Here is a 16,169-nt window from a genome sequence, read left to right as displayed (position 1 = left end):
GTGTAAAGGAACGAGCGGATACTTATAAGGCGCGATACTTTCGTGTGGTCATGGGCAAGGCCTACCATTGCTGCGTAGAGCAGGCTTAAATGAATGGGTAAGCAAATAGTTACCAGCATGATGCGAACCCTTAGGCTTGGGCTAACAACCGCTAGGCATTGAGCCAACGAGGCCATGTTATCATCAGTATGTGATTAAACAGCATACCTTTAAAAGCATTGAAGGCTTGCTTTTCGCGAATTACCTGGTTCCCCTTTCATGATATCACTAGCTGCTGAGTTCCCGTTTTTGTCGGTACTTACTCGAAGCATTGTGCTGCTGTTATGGCTTGCCGCAGCTAGCTGTTCCGCTCCGGCTCCCCGGCCTTACCGCATAGGTTTTTCACAGTGCACCAACGGCGACGCCTGGCGGCTGGCGATGCTGGCGGGCATGAAGAAAGAACTCAGCTTTTATCCGCAAGTGACGTTTCGCATGAAGGACGCGCGCGATAACAGCGCCGTGCAGCGTGAACACATCGCCGAGTTTTTGCGCGAAGGCATTGACTTGCTTATCGTCTCGGCCAACGAAGCAGAGCCAATTACCCCCGTCGTGGAGGAAGCTTATAACCGGGGCATTCCCGTAGTCATCCTGGACCGGCGCACCACCTCCCCGCTGTACACGGCCTACGTGGGCGGCAACAACCAGGAAGTAGGCCAGACGGCGGCCCGCTACATCAGCAGCCTGTTGCGCCAGCGGGGCGAAGTACTGGAAATCTTGGGGGCGGCGGGCTCCTCCCCAGCCGTGGACCGGCACCGGGGCTTCGTGGAGGGGTTGGCTGCCTACCCCGGTATTCGGCGAACAGCCCAGGTCCTGGGCGACTGGAAGCACCCCTCGGTGCTACGGGCCCTGCCGGCCGTGCTCCGCGACCACCCGGAGGTAGACCTGATTTTTGCCCACAACGACCGCATGGCCCTGGGCGCCTACCAGGTGTGCAAACAGTTGGGCTTGGCCGGACGCATCCGCATTGTAGGCGTTGACGGGCTGCCGGGACCGCAAGGCGGCATCCAGCTGGTGCAGGACCGGGTAATGACGGCCACGCTGCTGTATTCTCCCGGTGGGGAAGAAGCCATTCGCACCGCCATGAAGATTCTGCTCCGGCAGCCTTTTGAAAAGGAGAACATTCTCAGCACCATGGTCATCGACTCAACCAACGTGTTGACCATGAGAATGCAAACCCAAAAGCTGGCTGACCAGCAGCAGGATATTCAGCGGCAGCAGCAGTTGCTCCAGGCGCAGCTGGTCACTTACACCAGCCAGCGTACGGTGCTCTACATTCTGGTGGTCGCGCTGGTGGGCGCCCTGGTGCTGGGGGTGGTGCTATGGCGCGCTTTTCAGTTTAATCGGCGCATCACCCGCAAGTTGGCCGGGCAAAACGATGAAATCCGCGCCCAGCGCAACCAGATTGAATTGTTGGCCGAACAAGCGCGTGTGGAAACCGAAGCCAAGCTCCGCTTCTTCACCAACTTCTCGCACGAGTTGCGCACGCCCCTGACCCTCATCATGGGGCCAGTGGAAGAGTTGCTCACCAACGGGGCCGACCTCTCGGCTTCCCAGCGTCACGACCTGAGCTTGGTCCGGCGTAATACCCAGCGCCTGCTGCAACTCGTCAATCAGCTTCTCGACTTCCGCAAAATCGACGTGGGCAAGATGCCCGTGCGGGCCACGGAAAGCAACGTAGTAGCCTTCGTGCGCGACATCATGGACGTGTTTGAGAAGCCCGCCCGGCAGCGCGGCATCAACCTGCGGTTTTTGCCAGCTGAACCCAGCATCCGGCTGTGGTTTGACGTGAACATCCTCGATAAAATCATTTTCAACCTGCTCTCTAACGCCCTGAAATTCACCCCGGAGGCCGGGCAGATTACGGTCAGCATCCAGCCCCTGCCCGCCGCGCGCCAGGTGCGCATCAGCGTGGAAGACACCGGCCGCGGCATCAGCGAACAGGACCGGGCCCACATCTTCGAATGGTTCTACCAAGGCCAGCAGGGCAGCGCCAAAGGGTCGGGCATGGGCCTCGCCCTGGCTATGGGCCTGGCGCGTCTGCATCAGGGCGAGCTAAGTTTTACCAGTACTCCGGGCCAGGGCAGCACCTTTACCGTGACCTTGCCCCAGGAACTGCCCGCCGCCTTGCGCAGCACGGAGGCGCTTGCTCCGCCTCTGGCGCTGGCCGAAGTGGACCTGGAGGCTGCGGCACCTGACCAAGTGCCTGCCGCCGGCCAACCCGGCAATGACCGCAAGGAACTGGTGCTGGTGATAGAGGACAACGAGGAGGTTAACGCTTTCCTGGCCCAAAAGCTGGGCGCCCATTTTCAGGTGCAAACCGCCACCGATGGCGCCACCGGCCTGCGCCTGGCCGGCGAAACCATTCCGGACCTTATTGTGTGCGACGTGAACCTGCCCGAGCTCAGTGGCCTGGACGTGGCCGCAGCCCTCAAGAGCGATTGGCGCACCTCGCACATTCCGCTGGTGCTGCTCACCGCCCGCAGCGCTCCCGAGCAACAGGTAGAAGGCGTGCAGGCTGGGGCGGACCTCTATCTGACCAAGCCCTTCAACCCGACCTTTCTGCTCGAAAGCCTGCGTACGTTGCTCGGCAACCGGGAGCGGCAGCGCGAACATTTTCGGCGTGGCATTTCCGTGGACACGGCGACCGTGGCCCCCCAGCGGGTGGACCAGAAATTCCTGGCCGACCTCACAGCCATAGTGGAGGCTAACTTGAGCAATTCCAAGTTGAGCGTGGAAGACGTGGCCCGCAGCCTGGGCACTTCCCGGGTACAGCTCTACCGCAAGACCAAGGCCCTGCTCGGCACGGGCGTGACTGACTTCATCCAGGACATTCGCCTGACTAAAGCCCGGCAGCAATTGCTCAACACCGAGTTGAACATCGCTGACGTGGCCTACCAATTGGGCTTTGCTTCGCCCTCATACTTCTCGGCCAGCTTCAAGGCCAAGTACCGCATCTCGCCCTCCGAGTTCCGGGCGCTGCACACAACGCCGAGTGCGTGAATCAATTCTTATAGTCGGGTAACATGAGTGATAGGCCGTAGGCGGCTTATGCTAAATTTATCTTGATTATATGCTGATTATCAGCAGGTTATTTTGTTTTTTGTAGGCGAACGAATAGTGATACTATTTGGGATAATCGCGCTACCAGCTGGCCCCGACGCTGCCCCACCTTTGGGACATGAAGCCGTCGTGCCTGCTCCCTGCTTTTCCTGCCTTCTCTGCTGCAGCTCCCGGGCTGCCCGCTGCCTACAATCGTTTCCGGACGGGCGGGGCAAGCATTGAAGCGCTCCTGAAGGAGTGTGGCCTGATGCGCAAACGCTGCATTTTTCCACTTTCACTTTTCCAAATTCCCATGCGCAAACAAGTACTCCTGGCGCGCCGGCTGCTATTGCCGACGCTGCTGGTCGCCGTGCCCCTGCTGGCCGCCGCGCACCCCGACGGGGACCACTCAAGTAAGACTTTTTCGGCACTGACTGCCGCGGCGGACCGCCCCATCACCGGCCGCGTGACCGATGAAAAGGGCGAAGGCCTGCCCGGCGTCACGGTGCTCGTAAAAGGCACCGCCGTTGGAACGGGTACCGGACCAGACGGCAGCTTTGCCCTCACCGTGCCCGACAACGCCACGCTGGTGCTCTCCTTCGTGGGCTATAAGACACAGGAAATCGCGGTGGGTAGCCAGACGACAGTGGCCGTACAAATGGTGGCCGACGCCGCCGCGCTGGATGAAGTAGTTGTGACCGGCTACCAAAGCCAGCGCAAAGCCGACTTAACCGGCGCCGTGGCCGTGGTGAAGACCGATGAAATCAAGGACATGGCTTCCAACGATGTCACGCGCAACCTGCAAGGCCGTGTACCGGGCGTGCAAATCAACACCGACGGCGCACCGGGCAGCGCGGCCACCGTGCGCATCCGCGGCATCGGCACGTTGGGCAACAACGACCCGCTCTACGTAATCGATGGCATCCCCACGAAAGAGGGCATCAACCAAATCAACCAGAATGATATTGAGTCGATTCAGGTGCTGAAAGATGCTTCGGCAGCCAGCATTTACGGCTCGCGGGCGGGCAACGGGGTCATCATCATCACGACGAAGAAGGCCAAGCGCGGCGCGACGCGGGTAGATTTCTCCACCTTTTTCAGCGTGCAGCAGCCGGGGCCGAACATCCAGCTGCTCAACACCCAGGACTACGGCCGCGTGTATGGCCAGGCGGCCATCAACGACGGCACGGTTCCCAGCCTGCCCTACTACAATTTTCAGACGCGACGCGACGCCAGCGGGCGGCTCGTGCTGGATGGCGTGACGGTCCCGGAATTCATCGACGCCGACAAAACCCAGCGCGCCGCCAACACCGACTGGTTCAAAGAAACCCAGCAAAATGCCCTGATTCAGAGCTACAACCTGAGCTTGAGCAGCGGCGGTGAGCGGGGCGGGGCGTTGTTCTCGTTGAACTACTACGACAACAGCGGCACCCTGAAGCACACCAGCTTCGACCGCATGACGGCTCGCCTCAACTCCGACTACAACTTCCTGGAAGGCAAGCTGAAAGTGGGCGAAAACCTGACTATTGTGAAGTCGCAGCGGGCCGAGTTTGACCTGAACCTGGTACGCGACCGCACCACGCAGCTGCCTTCCATTGTGCCGGTGCGCACCGTGGACGGCGTGGGCTGGGGCGGGCCGGTGGCGGGCATGAGCGACCGGGACAACCCGTTGCGCCTGCTTACCGACAACAAGCAGAACCGCTCCAACACCGGCCGCGTGTTTGGCAATTTGTTTGCCGATGCCGAAATCCTGAAGGGCCTGCACCTGCGCACCAGCTTCGGCATCGACTACAGCCTTTTCAAATACCGCCAGATTTACAAGACCTACAAGGCGGGCTTTCTCTCCGAGCAGAATAACCGCGTAACCGACAACAACCGTTTCTGGGGCAACTGGGTGTGGCAGAACACGCTCAACTACGACATGACCCTGGGCGGCAAGCACCAGCTGGGCGTGGTAGCCGGCACGGAACGCATCAGCTACTACGACGAGAGCAGCTTTGCCTCGCGCACCAACTTCGCCAGCGAAGACCTCAACTACGCCTACCTCGATGCGGGTGCGGCCAACAAAGACAACGGCGGTGGGGCCACGGCCTTCCGCCTGGCCTCCTACTTCGCCAAAATCAACTACTCCTTCGCCGACCGGTACCTGCTGTCGGCTACCCTCCGCCGCGACGGCTCGTCGCGCTTCGGCGAAAACGAGCGGTTCGGGGTATTCCCGGCCTTGTCGGCGGGCTGGCGCCTGAGCGAAGAGACCTTTGTGAAGGACGCATTGCCCATCCTCTCGGACCTAAAGCTGCGCGCCGGCTGGGGCCAGACCGGCAACCAGGACATTGCCAACTTCGCTTCGCGCGGCCTCTATCAGTCGTTGCTGGGGACGCTGGACCCCAACTTCGAGTACGACCGCGGCACGGCTTATGACATTTACGGCAACGACACGAACCTGCCCTCGGGCTACCGCCGCGTGCAACGCGCCAACCCGGGCCTGAAGTGGGAAACCACGACGCAAACCAACATCGGCGTGGACTTTGGCCTGATGGAAAACAAGCTCTCCGGCTCGGTCGATTACTTCGTCAAGAACAGCAAAGACATTCTTGTGAACCTGCCCTTTCTGGCGGTGGTGGGCGAAGGCGGGGACCAGTTCGTGAACGGCGCCTCCATCCAGAACAAAGGCTGGGAGTTCTTACTCAGCTACCAAAACGAGCTGGCCGGCGGGCTGACCTACGGCATCACGGGCAACCTGTCTACTTACCGCAACAAGCTCACTTACCTGCCCGATGAAGTCATCAACGCGTACGGCGGCAACGGGCAGGACGTAACCCGGCTGGGCCACTCCATCAACGCGGTGTACGGCTACGTGGCCGATGGCCTCTATCAGAATTCCGCCGAGGTAAGTGGTGGACCCACGCAAGTGGGCGCCGCCCCCGGCCGCATCCGCTACAAGGACCTGAACGGCGACGGCAAGGTGGACAACTTCGACCAAACCTGGCTGACGGAAGGCGTGCCGAACTTCAACTACGGCCTGAACCTGAATGCCGGCTACAAGGGCTTCGATGCGCAGGTGTTCTTCCAGGGGGTGCAGGGTCTGGACGCGTTCAACAACGCCAAATTTCGGACGGACTTCTCCTCGCTGGCTTCGGGCGAAAACTGGGGGCAGCGCCTGCTGGATGCCTGGACGCCGACCAACACCGGCTCGACTATTCCGGCCGCTACGCTCATTAACACCAACAACGAAGGCCGCCCTTCCACCTACTTCATCGAAAACGCTTCTTACATGAAGCTGCGCAACGTGCAGTTGGGCTATTCGCTGCCCAGTGCCTGGGTGAGCCGAGGTAAGCTGCAGGGCGTGCGCTTGTACGTGCAGGGCCAGAACATCTTCACGGTCAAGAGCAAAGAGTACACCGGCGCCGACCCCGAGGTGACCAATTATCAGTACCCCTTGCCGCGCATTTTCACCGCCGGCCTCAACGTCTCCTTCTAACCACCCACCCGCACTTTTGCCATGAAAATATTTAAAATCAGCGCGGTGGCTTTGTCGCTGCTCGCACTCGCCTCCGGCTGCAACGATAATAAGTTTCTCGACGTGCAGCCCGTGGGCGCCCTCAGCGACGAGCAGCTCAACACGGCCGCCAACATCGAAAAGCAGGTAATTGCCGCTTATTCCCAGCTCGGCAACGACGTGTACCGCGCCCCCTACACCTCCATGTGGCCTTACGGCAACGTGCGCGGCGGCGACGCCTACAAGGGCGGCAACGGCACGGCCGACGTCGATGCTTTTCACTTCTACGAAACCTTCACCTTCAACCGCGTGGACGTCGGCAACACCGACGAGCTGTGGTTCCTGCTCTACATCGGCGTGTCGCGCTGCAACGACGCCCTGCGCCGGCTCGATGGGGTCGATGCTGCCGCCATGCCCACCAAAGCCGTGCGCCAGGGCGAAGTGCGCTTCCTGCGCGGGCACTACTACTTCCTGCTGAAGGAGCTGTTTAAGCGCGTGCCTTACATCGACCAGTCGGTGCCCACGGACAAGTACGGCGAGGTGTCGAACGTCGGCCTGAACAATGAGGAGCTGTGGACCAAGATTGCCGATGACTTCCGCTTTGCGGTGGCCAACCTGCCCGATACTCAGCCCGAAACGGGGCGGGTCACGAAATCAGCAGCCCAGGCTTATTTGGCCAAAACGCTGCTTTACCAAGCCTATGTGCAGAGTGAAACCCACGCCGTCACGTCGGTAGACCAAGCCAAGCTGCAGGAAGTAGTAACGCTTACCAACCAGGTTATTGCCTCGGGCAAGTACTCGCTGCACCCCGATTTTGCCACCAACTTTCTAACTGCTGGCGACAACGGCGTAGAGTCGGTGTTTGCCATCCAGTTTTCGCGCAACGACGGCACGCCCAAGGGCCGCACCAACCGCGGCAGCCAGCTGAACTACCCCATGAATCCCGACTACGGCTGCTGCGGTTTCCACCAGCCCAGTCAGAACCTGGTCAACTCCTTCAAGACCGATGCCCAGGGCCTGCCGCTGTTCAACACGTTCAACAACTCGGACCTGACGACCCCGGCGGACTTCCAGGTGAATACCGTGGACCCGCGCCTCGACCACACCATTGCCATTCCCTCGCACCCCTACAAGTACCTGCCGACGTTCATTTTCCAAACTTCCTGGCTGCGCGACCAAAACACGTACGGCGTGTACATGTCGATGAAGGAGACGGTGTTGCCCTCCGACCCCAGCTTCCAGAAGACGCCGCCCTTCATGAATTCCTCGAAGAACTGGGCGCTTATTCGCTTCGCCGATGTGCTGCTGTGGAAAGCCGAAGCCCTGATTGAGCTGAACCGCGCTTCCGAAGCGCTACCCATCATCAACCAAATCCGGCAGCGGGCCCAGAGCAGCACCGCCCGCTTGAAAACCACGGCCGGCACCGCTACTTCCAACTACAACATCGGGCAGTACGGCGCCGCCCAATGGACTCAGTCGTACGCCCGCGAAGCCCTGCGCTTTGAGCGGCGCCTGGAGTTTGCCATGGAAGGCTACCGCTTCTTTGACTTGGTGCGCTGGGGCATTGCCGGCGACTACCTGAACGCCTACTTCGACAAGGAAAAGACCAAGCGCCTGTACCTGAAGGACGCGCGCTTCACGAAGGGCCGCGACGAGTACCTGCCCATCCCCATCAACCAGATAAACTTCAGCAAAGGCCTGTACAAGCAGAATCCGGGCTGGTAAGCGACCGAGCTAGGTAGTGTAAGGGGAGCTAGAGCTGCCTGCAGGCCTCGCCCCATTCACTAGCTACTAAATGCCCCACCCCAAAATTTTAATATCACCTTAAAATTATCTGCCGTGAAAAACAGCAACGTTTTCTTTTGGTCCCTGGTGGTTGCGCTGGGGGGCTTCCTGTTCGGCTTCGATACGGCCGTGATTTCCGGTGCTGAAAAAGCAATTCAGCAGCTCTGGGGCCTGAGCTCGATGGAGCACGGTTTCACCATTGCCATTGCCTTGATTGGCACCGTGGTGGGCGCCATCTTCGGGGGCATCCCCTCCGATAAGCTGGGCCGGCGGCAAACCCTGTTCTTCATCGCCGCCCTGTACTTGATATCGGCGCTGGGCGCGGCGCTCACCAGCAACTGGACGCTGTTTGTGGTGTTCCGCTTCCTGGGCGGGCTGGGCGTGGGGGCCTCATCGGTCACGGCCCCGCTCTACATCGCGGAGGTGTCGCCCTCCGCGGTGCGCGGCCGCATGGTGGGCATGTTCCAGTTCAACATCGTGTTTGGCATCCTGGCCGCCTACCTCTCCAACTACCTGCTGGCTGGCACGGGCGAGCACGACTGGCGCTGGATGCTCGGCATTCAGGCCGTGCCGGCCGTGGCCTTTTTCCTGCTGCTGTTCCGGATTCCCGAAAGCCCACGCTGGCTGCTGGGCCAGGGCCGCGTGGAGGAAGGCCGCCACGTGCTGCGCCTCATCAACTCCGAAACGGCCGACGCCGACGTGACCAGTATCCTGACCACCAACGCCGCCGACGAGGCGGAGAGCGACTCGCTCTTTGCCCGCGCCTACCGCGGCCCAGTGCTGCTGGCCATTACGTTCGCCGTGTTCAACCAAGTGTCGGGCATCAACGCCATCATCTACTACGCCCCGCGCATCTTCGAGATGACGGGGCTCGGCAAAGGCTCGGCGCTGCTCTCCTCGGCGGGTTTGGGCCTGGTGAACTTCGCCTTTACGCTACTGGCCATGAACTTCATCGACCGGTTTGGGCGCCGCAAGCTCATGCTCATCGGCTCGGTGGGGCTGATTGCCACGCTGGGCCTGGTGTCGTGGGCCTTCTACACGCAGCAGTTTGGCGGCATGCTCGTACCGGTGCTGCTGTTCGTGTACATCGCCTTTTTTGCCTTCTCGCAGGGGGCGGTTATCTGGGTGTTTATCTCCGAGATTTTCCCCAACACCGTGCGGGCCAAGGGCCAGGCGCTGGGCTCGAGCACGCACTGGGTGATGGCGGCCATTATTGCCTTCACGTTTCCCTACTTTGCCGAGAAGCTAGGCGGGGGCAACACGTTCGCCTTTTTCTGCGCCATGATGGTGCTGCAGCTCGGGTTCGTGTGGCGCTTCATGCCCGAAACCAAAGGCACCAGCCTGGAGCAGCTGGAAAAGACCCTGGTCGTTCACTAACTTCTAAACCACCGCATCATGCAACCAACAATAGTTTGTTTTGGCGAAACCCTGTGGGACGTGCTGCCCTCGGGCAAGCAGCCCGGTGGGGCCCCCTTCAACGTGGCCGTGCACCTGCATCAGCTCGGCCAACCGGTGGAACTCATCAGCCGGGTGGGCGACGACGACCTGGGCGCGGAACTGGTCGGTTTCCTGCACGAGCGCGGCCTGAGCACCGACTACGTGCAGCAGGGCCAGACCCACCTCACGGGCGTGGTGAAAGCCAACGTGGGCGACCGCAACGAGGTGGTGTACAAAATAGTGCAGCCCGTGGCCTGGGACTACATTCAGTACGAGGAACGCCTGAGCAAGCTGGTGGCTGACGCCGCCATGCTGGTGTTCGGCAGCCTGTCGGCCCGCACCCCCGCCACCCGCGAAACCCTCTACCGCCTGCTGCCGCAGGCCCGCTTCCGGGTGTTCGACGTGAACATGCGCCCGCCGCACTACACCCGACCGGTGGTGCAGTACTTATTGGAGCACAGCGACCTGGTAAAAATGAACCACCACGAGCTGGCCGAAATACTGGAGTGGTTCGGGAAAAAAGCCGACGAGGACTCGGCCTTGGAGTGGCTGGCTGCACGCTTTAACCTGCATGCGGTGTGTGTGACGTTGGGTGCCAATGGGGCTCAGCTGTACACCAACGGCCAACTCTACAAAAGCAGCGGTTTCCACGTCGAAGTCACCGACACCATCGGCAGCGGCGACGCCTTTTTAGCGGCCCTGCTCGCGGGTTGGCTGGCGGGGCAACCGCCGCAGGAGTGCCTGCAATTTGCCTGCGCCGCCGGCGCGCTGGTCGCTACTCATCAGGGTGCCACGCCCGCTATCACCCCCGCCGATGTGGCCCGGCTGCGGCAGGCTCAACCGGTGTCGTCCTAATCGTAATTCAAGCAGTTTCGCTGCGACCTCCTCGCTTATGAAAAAGCCATTTTTACTGGCCTGTAGCTTATTGGCCCTGGCCTTCGCCGGGCAGGCCCAAACGGCGGCGCCCGTTCCGCCAGCCACTCCGCAATACCGTCCCGGGTATCATTTCACGCCCGCTGCCCATTGGATGAACGACCCCAATGGCATGGTATACTACCAGGGCACCTACCACCTGTTTTTTCAATACTACCCCGACGGCATGGTGTGGGGGCCCATGCACTGGGGCCACGTTACCAGCACCGACCTGGTGAGCTGGAAAGAGCAGCCCATTGCCCTGTACCCGGACAAGCTGGGCATGATTTTCTCCGGTAGCGCAGTTATTGACGTGAACAATACCGCCGGGTTTGGCAAAGATGCCATGGTGGCCATTTTCACCCACCACAATCCCGAAGAAGAAAAGAAAGGCTCGAACAAGCACGAGTACCAAAGCCTGGCCTACAGCCTCGACGCGGGCAAAACCTGGAAGAAGTACGAGGGCAACCCCGTGCTGCCCAACCCCGGCATCGCGGACTTCCGCGACCCCAAGGTGAGTTGGTACGAGGCCGGCAAGAAGTGGGTAATGACCCTGGCCACCAAGGACCGCATCACCTTCTACTCGTCGCCCAACCTGAAAAACTGGACTAAGGAAAGCGAGTTTGGCGAGAAGCTGGGTGCCCACGGCGGCGTGTGGGAATGCCCCGACCTGTTTCCAATGACGCTCAACGGCAAAACCCACTGGGTGCTCATCGTCAACCTGAACCCCGGTGGTCCCAACGGCGGCTCGGGCACGCAATACTTCATGGGCAATTTCAACGGCAAAACCTTCACCCCCAGCAGCACCGACACCAAATGGGCCAGTTACGGCCCCGATGACTACGCCGGCGTGACGTGGAACAACACCGGCAACCGCCGCCTGTTCATGGGCTGGATGAGCAACTGGACGTACGCCAACCAAGTGCCCACGTCTCCGTGGCGCAGTGGCACCACGGTGGCCCGGGAGTTGGCCCTCCAGCAGGTCGGGAACCAGATTTATTTAACCTCGCAGCCGGTGAAAGAAACCGTCAAACTCTTTCCATCGGTGACCACTTTCAAGGACCTGACCGTAAATAAGACCCTTGACCTCACGCCGAAGCTCAAGAATGTGGGCGATAAGTTTCAACTTAAACTCAAGGCGCAGCAGTTGGCCAGCTTCTCGCTGGTCCTGAGTAACGCCAAAGGAGAAGAGGTAATAATTGGCTACGACCAGCCGACTAACCAGTACTTTGTCGACCGCACCAAATCGGGCCAGCTGGGCTTTAGCGACAAATTTGCGGGCCGTCACACCGCCCCCCGGTTATCGACGTCCCTCCAGGCCGATGTTACGCTGCTGGTGGATGCCACCTCGGTGGAAGTATTTGCCGACCAGGGCCTCACGGTGATGAGTGAGCTGTTTTTTCCGACAGAACCACTGTCTAAACTGCGGCTCACTGCTGACACCAGCTTTCTTATTCAGGAAATAACTTACGCGCCCCTCGCGCCCAAGGCGCAGTAAAAAAATAAGCCGCGCAATGGCAAAGGTGTCTTTTTGGGTTAAGCCGTTGTAACAGTGAGGGAAGGTTGGCCATTCGCGGGTTTCACAACCGCCGCCATAGGCCGATGTGTTTCCATAAATCATTTACGAGACATGGAAATGAGTTACCCCCCGGTAGTGATTGGTCGCCACGCTGGCGTACTGCTTGGTCGTCCAGTACGTGGCCTACCCCAACGAGCCCGCCATGGGCCTTGCTTAGCTGGGGTTGCTCTGAGGTGGTCCGATTAGGCTGGACAGTTTAGGGCAGTAGGTTGAAGAATTTGTTGGTGAGCGTGATACGGTATCTGATAGCGAATGCTGGAGTGCAGCCGGTGGTGGTTGTAGTAATCAAAATAGGCGACGACGCTGGCCTGGGCATCTGCCAGGTCGGCGAAAACGGGCCACTCGCGCAGTTCGAGCACCTCCGTTTTGAGGCGGGACCACAGGCTTTCGGCCTGGGTCGTACCCGGTAGGGCGTTGTCGTAGCACTCGCCGCGGCGGCTCTACGAGCGGACGGCCTCGCGGGCGTGGAGCAGCTTCCGGTACGCATTACCGCAGTACTGCCCGCCGCGGTCGGAGTGCACCACCAGCCCCGGGGTGGGCGGTTGGGCCCAAAAGGCGCGCTGCAAGGCCATGGTGACCAACTCCTCGGGCATGGCGGCCATGACGTGCCAGCCCAGCACGCGCTTGCTGCACGCGTCCTGAAAGGCGCACAAATAAGCCCAGTGGCCGTTGGCGAGCGGCAAATACGTGATGTCCGAGACCCACACCCGGTTGGCCTGGGTCGGGTTGGGCTGGTCGAGCAGCCGGTTGGGCGGGCAGCGCAAGCCATGCGTCGAGTCGGTCGTGCGCGGGACAAAGGCCTTGGGTTGCAGCGCGTGCAGGCCCCGGCGGCGCATGGCCGTGCGCAGGCGCTGGCGGCTCACTCGGTGGCCATTCTGGCGCAGGGCCACCTGCAGTCGGCGGGTTCCGTAGCGGCGTTTATGCACGCCAAAGACCCGGACCAGCGCCGTTTCCCAAGCCCGCTGCTGGGCGCCCCACCGCCCGCTGCTGGGCGGCCTGCCAGGCGTAATAGCCGCTGGCCGGCACGCCCAGCACCTGGCAGAGCCGCTGCACGGGGTAGTGGCCACACTCGGCGGCAATGAAGCGGTAGCGGCTCATGGCGTCTCGGTCTGCGAGAAGATGACAATGGCTTTTTTTAAATGGCCAGCTCCTGCGCCTGCCGCCGGGCCAGGGCCTGCAGTTGGCGCAGCTCGGCGGCCGCGGCCGGGTCCAGGGCGGCCCCAACGCGGCGGCTACCGGCGTTTGGGCCGCTTTTTGCCACTGGTAGATGCGTTTGGGGTCGATGTTCAGCACCCGGGCGGCGGCTTGGGCCGAACGGCTTTGCTCGACCAAGCGCAGGGCTTTGGCGCGGAAGGCCGCGTCGTACGTGCGGCGTTTGTCAGGTTTCGGCGAGTCTTTCATGACGAAGGAAAGATACTACCCTGTTCTGTCCAGATTTACTCGACCACCTCATCTTCTGTCCACCCTACCTAGACCACCTCACGCACAGCAACGGCATCGAGTCCTTCTGTATTTTTGCCTAGACCCGCCTCCAGCAGTTCAAAGGCGTGCCCAAACACACCTTCCAACTGCACCTGAACGAATCCGAGTTTCGCTTCAACCACCGCCACGAGGACCTCTACAAACCCCTGCTTAAATTACTTCGTCAACAGCCCCTCTAAACGAGTTTGCTTCCTAAGCCTTAAAATAATATGCAAGTCCCATTCCTGACATTTTCTCCACAGCACTTACCTATCCGCGAAGCAATTGCGAGTGCATTCCTTCGTGTCTACGATTCCAATTGGTATGTACTTGGTGAAGAGGTAAAGGCTTTTGAGAGTGAATACGCAGCGTTTAATCAAGTAAGTCATTGCGTAGGGGTTGCCAATGGTCTGGATGCCCTTGTTCTTGCCTTACGTGTGTTAGAAATTGGCCCTGGGGATGAAGTGATAGTGCCCTCAAACACTTATATAGCTACCTGGCTAGCCGTTACTCAGGTTGGGGCCACCCCGGTTCCAGTTGAGCCGGACCCCAGCACCAGCAACATAAACCACGAACTGATTGCTGCTGCGCTCACGCCACGCACGCGCGCTATTATGCCTGTTCACCTTTATGGTCAGTCATGCCGAATGATAGAAATTATGAAAATCGCTGCTCAGCATAATCTGTTTGTAGTTGAAGACAATGCCCAGTCACAAGGTGCGGCGTATAGTGACTCTCTTACCGGCAGTTTTGGCCACATTAACGCTACAAGCTTTTACCCGGGAAAGAACCTGGGTGCCTTGGGCGACGCCGGGGCTATAACAACGAATGATGCGGAATTAGCACAGAAGGTTCGGGTGCTGCGTAACTATGGGTCACAGCAGAAATACTACAATGAAGTAATCGGGTACAATTCCCGGCTTGATGAACTGCAAGCTGCATTGTTGCGAGTTAAACTGCCTAAGCTTACTAGCTGGACGCGGCAGCGACAAGAGATAGCTGATTGGTACGGACATCATCTGTCGGGCATCGAAGACCTGCAGTTGCCTTATGTTGCTGAGGGAGCTACCCATGTATTTCACCTATACGTAGTGCATACCTCGCGTCGCGATGCCTTGCAGCAACACCTAACCGCTTTGGGCATTGGCACTCTTATTCATTACCCTGTGCCGCCGCACCGTCAGGAAGCATACCAGTATTTGGCGCTGCCAGCCGGCGCGTTTCCCATTGCAGAAGAGCTGGCTGCCACATGCCTTAGCTTGCCGATGTGGCCTGGCATGACCGAAGAGCTTGTTATAGCTGTTGCTTCAGCCATACGTAGCTTTAAATAAAGCAGCTACGATAATGCTGTTGGCCGCCCGACTATCGTTTATAAAACACAACAGCAACATAATTGAAGGCATTTGCCGCCTGCAATGTATAAGTAAATTTATTAGACTACAATGCCTAAGCTCTCCGTAATTGTCCCTTGCTACTACAACGAGGGGAATATACCGGTGACGACCCGTGAGTTAGTAGCAAACGAGGCTAACTTTCCCCCGGAAGTCTCTTTCGAATACGTTTTTGTCAACGACGGGTCGGGTGATGACACGCTAGCAGCGTTGCAAAGTGCCCAAGTAATGTATCCGGGCCGTATCCGGATTGTAGATTTGGCGGGCAACGTGGGTTCTTACAACGCCATTGTGGCTGGCATGGCTCATGCTACGGGCGACTGCTTAGCGGTTATTACTGCTGATATGCAGGACCCCCCCGAACTGATGGTACAAATGTATGCGCACTGGCAAAAGGGATTTAAACTTGTCATTGGCAACCGGCAGCACCGAGAAGAAACCGGCCTTGGACAAACAATGGCCAAAACGTTTCACTGGCTAATGAAAAATTTAGCCCTGAGCAACATTCCCGATGGGGGCTTTGATTTTGTCTTTTTTGACCGGCAAGTAGCTGATGAGGTTTTAAAGCTGCACGAGCGTAACTCCAACGTGTTTTACCTGATGATATGGTTGGGTTTTCCGTACGTTAATATACCATATACGCGCCGCAAGCGGGAGATTGGTAAATCGCGCTGGACTCTCTCCAAAAAAATCAAACTACTCATCGATTCATTGATGGCTTTCTCGTTTGTTCCTATCCGAGCCATTTCCGTGTTGGGCTTAGGCCTGGGAGCAATAGCTCTGTTATACGGCCTCTATGTAGTCGCTCTTAAAATTGCTAGCCCTGATGAGCCAGCTGGTTGGACCACACTCATGGTGGTACTACTTATTGTATCGGCGTTCCAAATGGTAGCACTGGGAGTCATTGGCGAATATGTGTGGCGCGGGCTGGATGCGGCACGTAAACGGCCTCTTTATGTAGTGCGTGAGGTATTGGAACCGAACAAAGAAGCACAACAACAACAATGGCGCCGATAATCCTCACCATTGC

Annotated in this window: 11 protein-coding genes and 1 pseudogene; 9 read left to right on the top strand and 3 right to left on the bottom strand. The window is 59.2% G+C overall.

All coding sequences use genetic code 11. From position 1 onward, the window contains the following. The first annotated feature begins 258 nt into the window (after nucleotides 1-258). The 6 genes from BMZ66_RS16505 (at nucleotide 259) to BMZ66_RS16480 (ending at nucleotide 12,206) form a co-directional block, all read left to right on the top strand. Entirely contained in the window at nucleotides 259-3,039 is a 2,781-nt protein-coding gene (locus BMZ66_RS16505; protein WP_092676062.1) for a substrate-binding domain-containing protein, read from the top strand. A 352-nt stretch (nucleotides 3,040-3,391) separates the two neighbouring features. Further along, the gene (locus BMZ66_RS16500) at nucleotides 3,392-6,556 is read left to right on the top strand and encodes a SusC/RagA family TonB-linked outer membrane protein (RefSeq protein ID WP_092676199.1); all 3,165 of its coding nucleotides are present in this window, start codon (nucleotides 3,392-3,394) and stop codon (nucleotides 6,554-6,556) included. Nucleotides 6,557-6,577: 21 nt separating this feature from the next. After that, nucleotides 6,578-8,299 (top strand): RagB/SusD family nutrient uptake outer membrane protein, encoded by a 1,722-nt coding sequence (locus BMZ66_RS16495; protein WP_092676059.1) that lies wholly within the window; start codon nucleotides 6,578-6,580, stop codon nucleotides 8,297-8,299. 114 nt (nucleotides 8,300-8,413) lie between these two features. Further along, nucleotides 8,414-9,736, top strand: coding sequence for a sugar porter family MFS transporter (locus BMZ66_RS16490; RefSeq protein WP_234795128.1), 1,323 nt, complete (start codon nucleotides 8,414-8,416; stop codon nucleotides 9,734-9,736). Nucleotides 9,737-9,754: 18 nt separating this feature from the next. After that, nucleotides 9,755-10,651, top strand: a complete 897-nt coding sequence (locus BMZ66_RS16485; protein ID WP_092676054.1) for a carbohydrate kinase family protein — start codon at nucleotides 9,755-9,757, stop codon at nucleotides 10,649-10,651. Nucleotides 10,652-10,688: 37 nt separating this feature from the next. Further along, complete coding sequence (locus BMZ66_RS16480; RefSeq protein ID WP_092676051.1) at nucleotides 10,689-12,206, top strand: glycoside hydrolase family 32 protein; 1,518 nt, start codon at nucleotides 10,689-10,691, stop codon at nucleotides 12,204-12,206. A gap of 263 nt (nucleotides 12,207-12,469) precedes the next feature. Here BMZ66_RS16480 and BMZ66_RS26445 read toward each other — a convergent pair whose 3' ends face one another. The 3 genes from BMZ66_RS26445 to BMZ66_RS16465 are packed head-to-tail and all read right to left on the bottom strand — an operon-like array spanning nucleotide 12,470 to nucleotide 13,688. Beyond that, nucleotides 12,470-12,670: an integrase core domain-containing protein gene (locus tag BMZ66_RS26445; protein WP_369407601.1), complete on the bottom strand. Its 201-nt coding sequence runs from the start codon at nucleotides 12,668-12,670 to the stop codon at nucleotides 12,470-12,472. Nucleotides 12,671-12,727: 57 nt separating this feature from the next. Next, nucleotides 12,728-13,213, bottom strand: a complete 486-nt coding sequence (locus BMZ66_RS16470; RefSeq protein ID WP_177204733.1) for an IS3 family transposase — start codon at nucleotides 13,211-13,213, stop codon at nucleotides 12,728-12,730. Next, nucleotides 13,206-13,688: a transposase gene (locus BMZ66_RS16465; RefSeq protein ID WP_092676044.1), complete on the bottom strand. Its 483-nt coding sequence runs from the start codon at nucleotides 13,686-13,688 to the stop codon at nucleotides 13,206-13,208. The genes BMZ66_RS16470 and BMZ66_RS16465 overlap by 8 nt, the downstream gene beginning before the upstream one ends. A gap of 83 nt (nucleotides 13,689-13,771) precedes the next feature. Between BMZ66_RS16465 and BMZ66_RS16460 the strand changes: the two are divergent. The 3 genes and pseudogenes from BMZ66_RS16460 to BMZ66_RS16450 form a co-directional block, all read left to right on the top strand. Then, a pseudogene (locus BMZ66_RS16460) lies at nucleotides 13,772-13,948 on the top strand (IS1595 family transposase); the annotation flags it as partial. A gap of 30 nt (nucleotides 13,949-13,978) precedes the next feature. After that, nucleotides 13,979-15,079, top strand: coding sequence for a DegT/DnrJ/EryC1/StrS family aminotransferase (locus BMZ66_RS16455; protein ID WP_092676042.1), 1,101 nt, complete (start codon nucleotides 13,979-13,981; stop codon nucleotides 15,077-15,079). 111 nt (nucleotides 15,080-15,190) lie between these two features. After that, nucleotides 15,191-16,156 carry a glycosyltransferase family 2 protein gene (locus tag BMZ66_RS16450; RefSeq protein WP_092676039.1) on the top strand — a complete coding sequence of 322 codons (966 nt, stop codon included), beginning with the start codon at nucleotides 15,191-15,193 and terminating at the stop codon, nucleotides 16,154-16,156. Nucleotides 16,157-16,169: the final 13 nt, after the last annotated feature.

This window comes from Hymenobacter arizonensis (assembly GCF_900115775.1).
GTDB lineage: Bacteria > Bacteroidota > Bacteroidia > Cytophagales > Hymenobacteraceae > Hymenobacter > Hymenobacter arizonensis.
Note: the sequence above shows the minus strand (reverse complement) of the source record. Positions and strands in the feature narration are given on the sequence as shown.

Excerpts from the sequence above, each read along its gene's own strand:
- BMZ66_RS16455 (WP_092676042.1), top strand. The coding sequence starts at position 13,979 with ATGCAAGTCCCATTCCTGACATTTTCTCCACAGCACTTACCTATCCGC.
- BMZ66_RS16495 (WP_092676059.1), top strand. The coding sequence starts at position 6,578 with ATGAAAATATTTAAAATCAGCGCGGTGGCTTTGTCGCTGCTCGCACTC.
- BMZ66_RS16465 (WP_092676044.1), bottom strand. The coding sequence starts at position 13,688 with ATGAAAGACTCGCCGAAACCTGACAAACGCCGCACGTACGACGCGGCC.
- BMZ66_RS16480 (WP_092676051.1), top strand. The coding sequence starts at position 10,689 with ATGAAAAAGCCATTTTTACTGGCCTGTAGCTTATTGGCCCTGGCCTTC.
- BMZ66_RS16485 (WP_092676054.1), top strand. The coding sequence starts at position 9,755 with ATGCAACCAACAATAGTTTGTTTTGGCGAAACCCTGTGGGACGTGCTG.
- BMZ66_RS16500 (WP_092676199.1), top strand. The coding sequence starts at position 3,392 with ATGCGCAAACAAGTACTCCTGGCGCGCCGGCTGCTATTGCCGACGCTG.
- BMZ66_RS16505 (WP_092676062.1), top strand. The coding sequence starts at position 259 with ATGATATCACTAGCTGCTGAGTTCCCGTTTTTGTCGGTACTTACTCGA.
- BMZ66_RS16450 (WP_092676039.1), top strand. The coding sequence starts at position 15,191 with ATGCCTAAGCTCTCCGTAATTGTCCCTTGCTACTACAACGAGGGGAAT.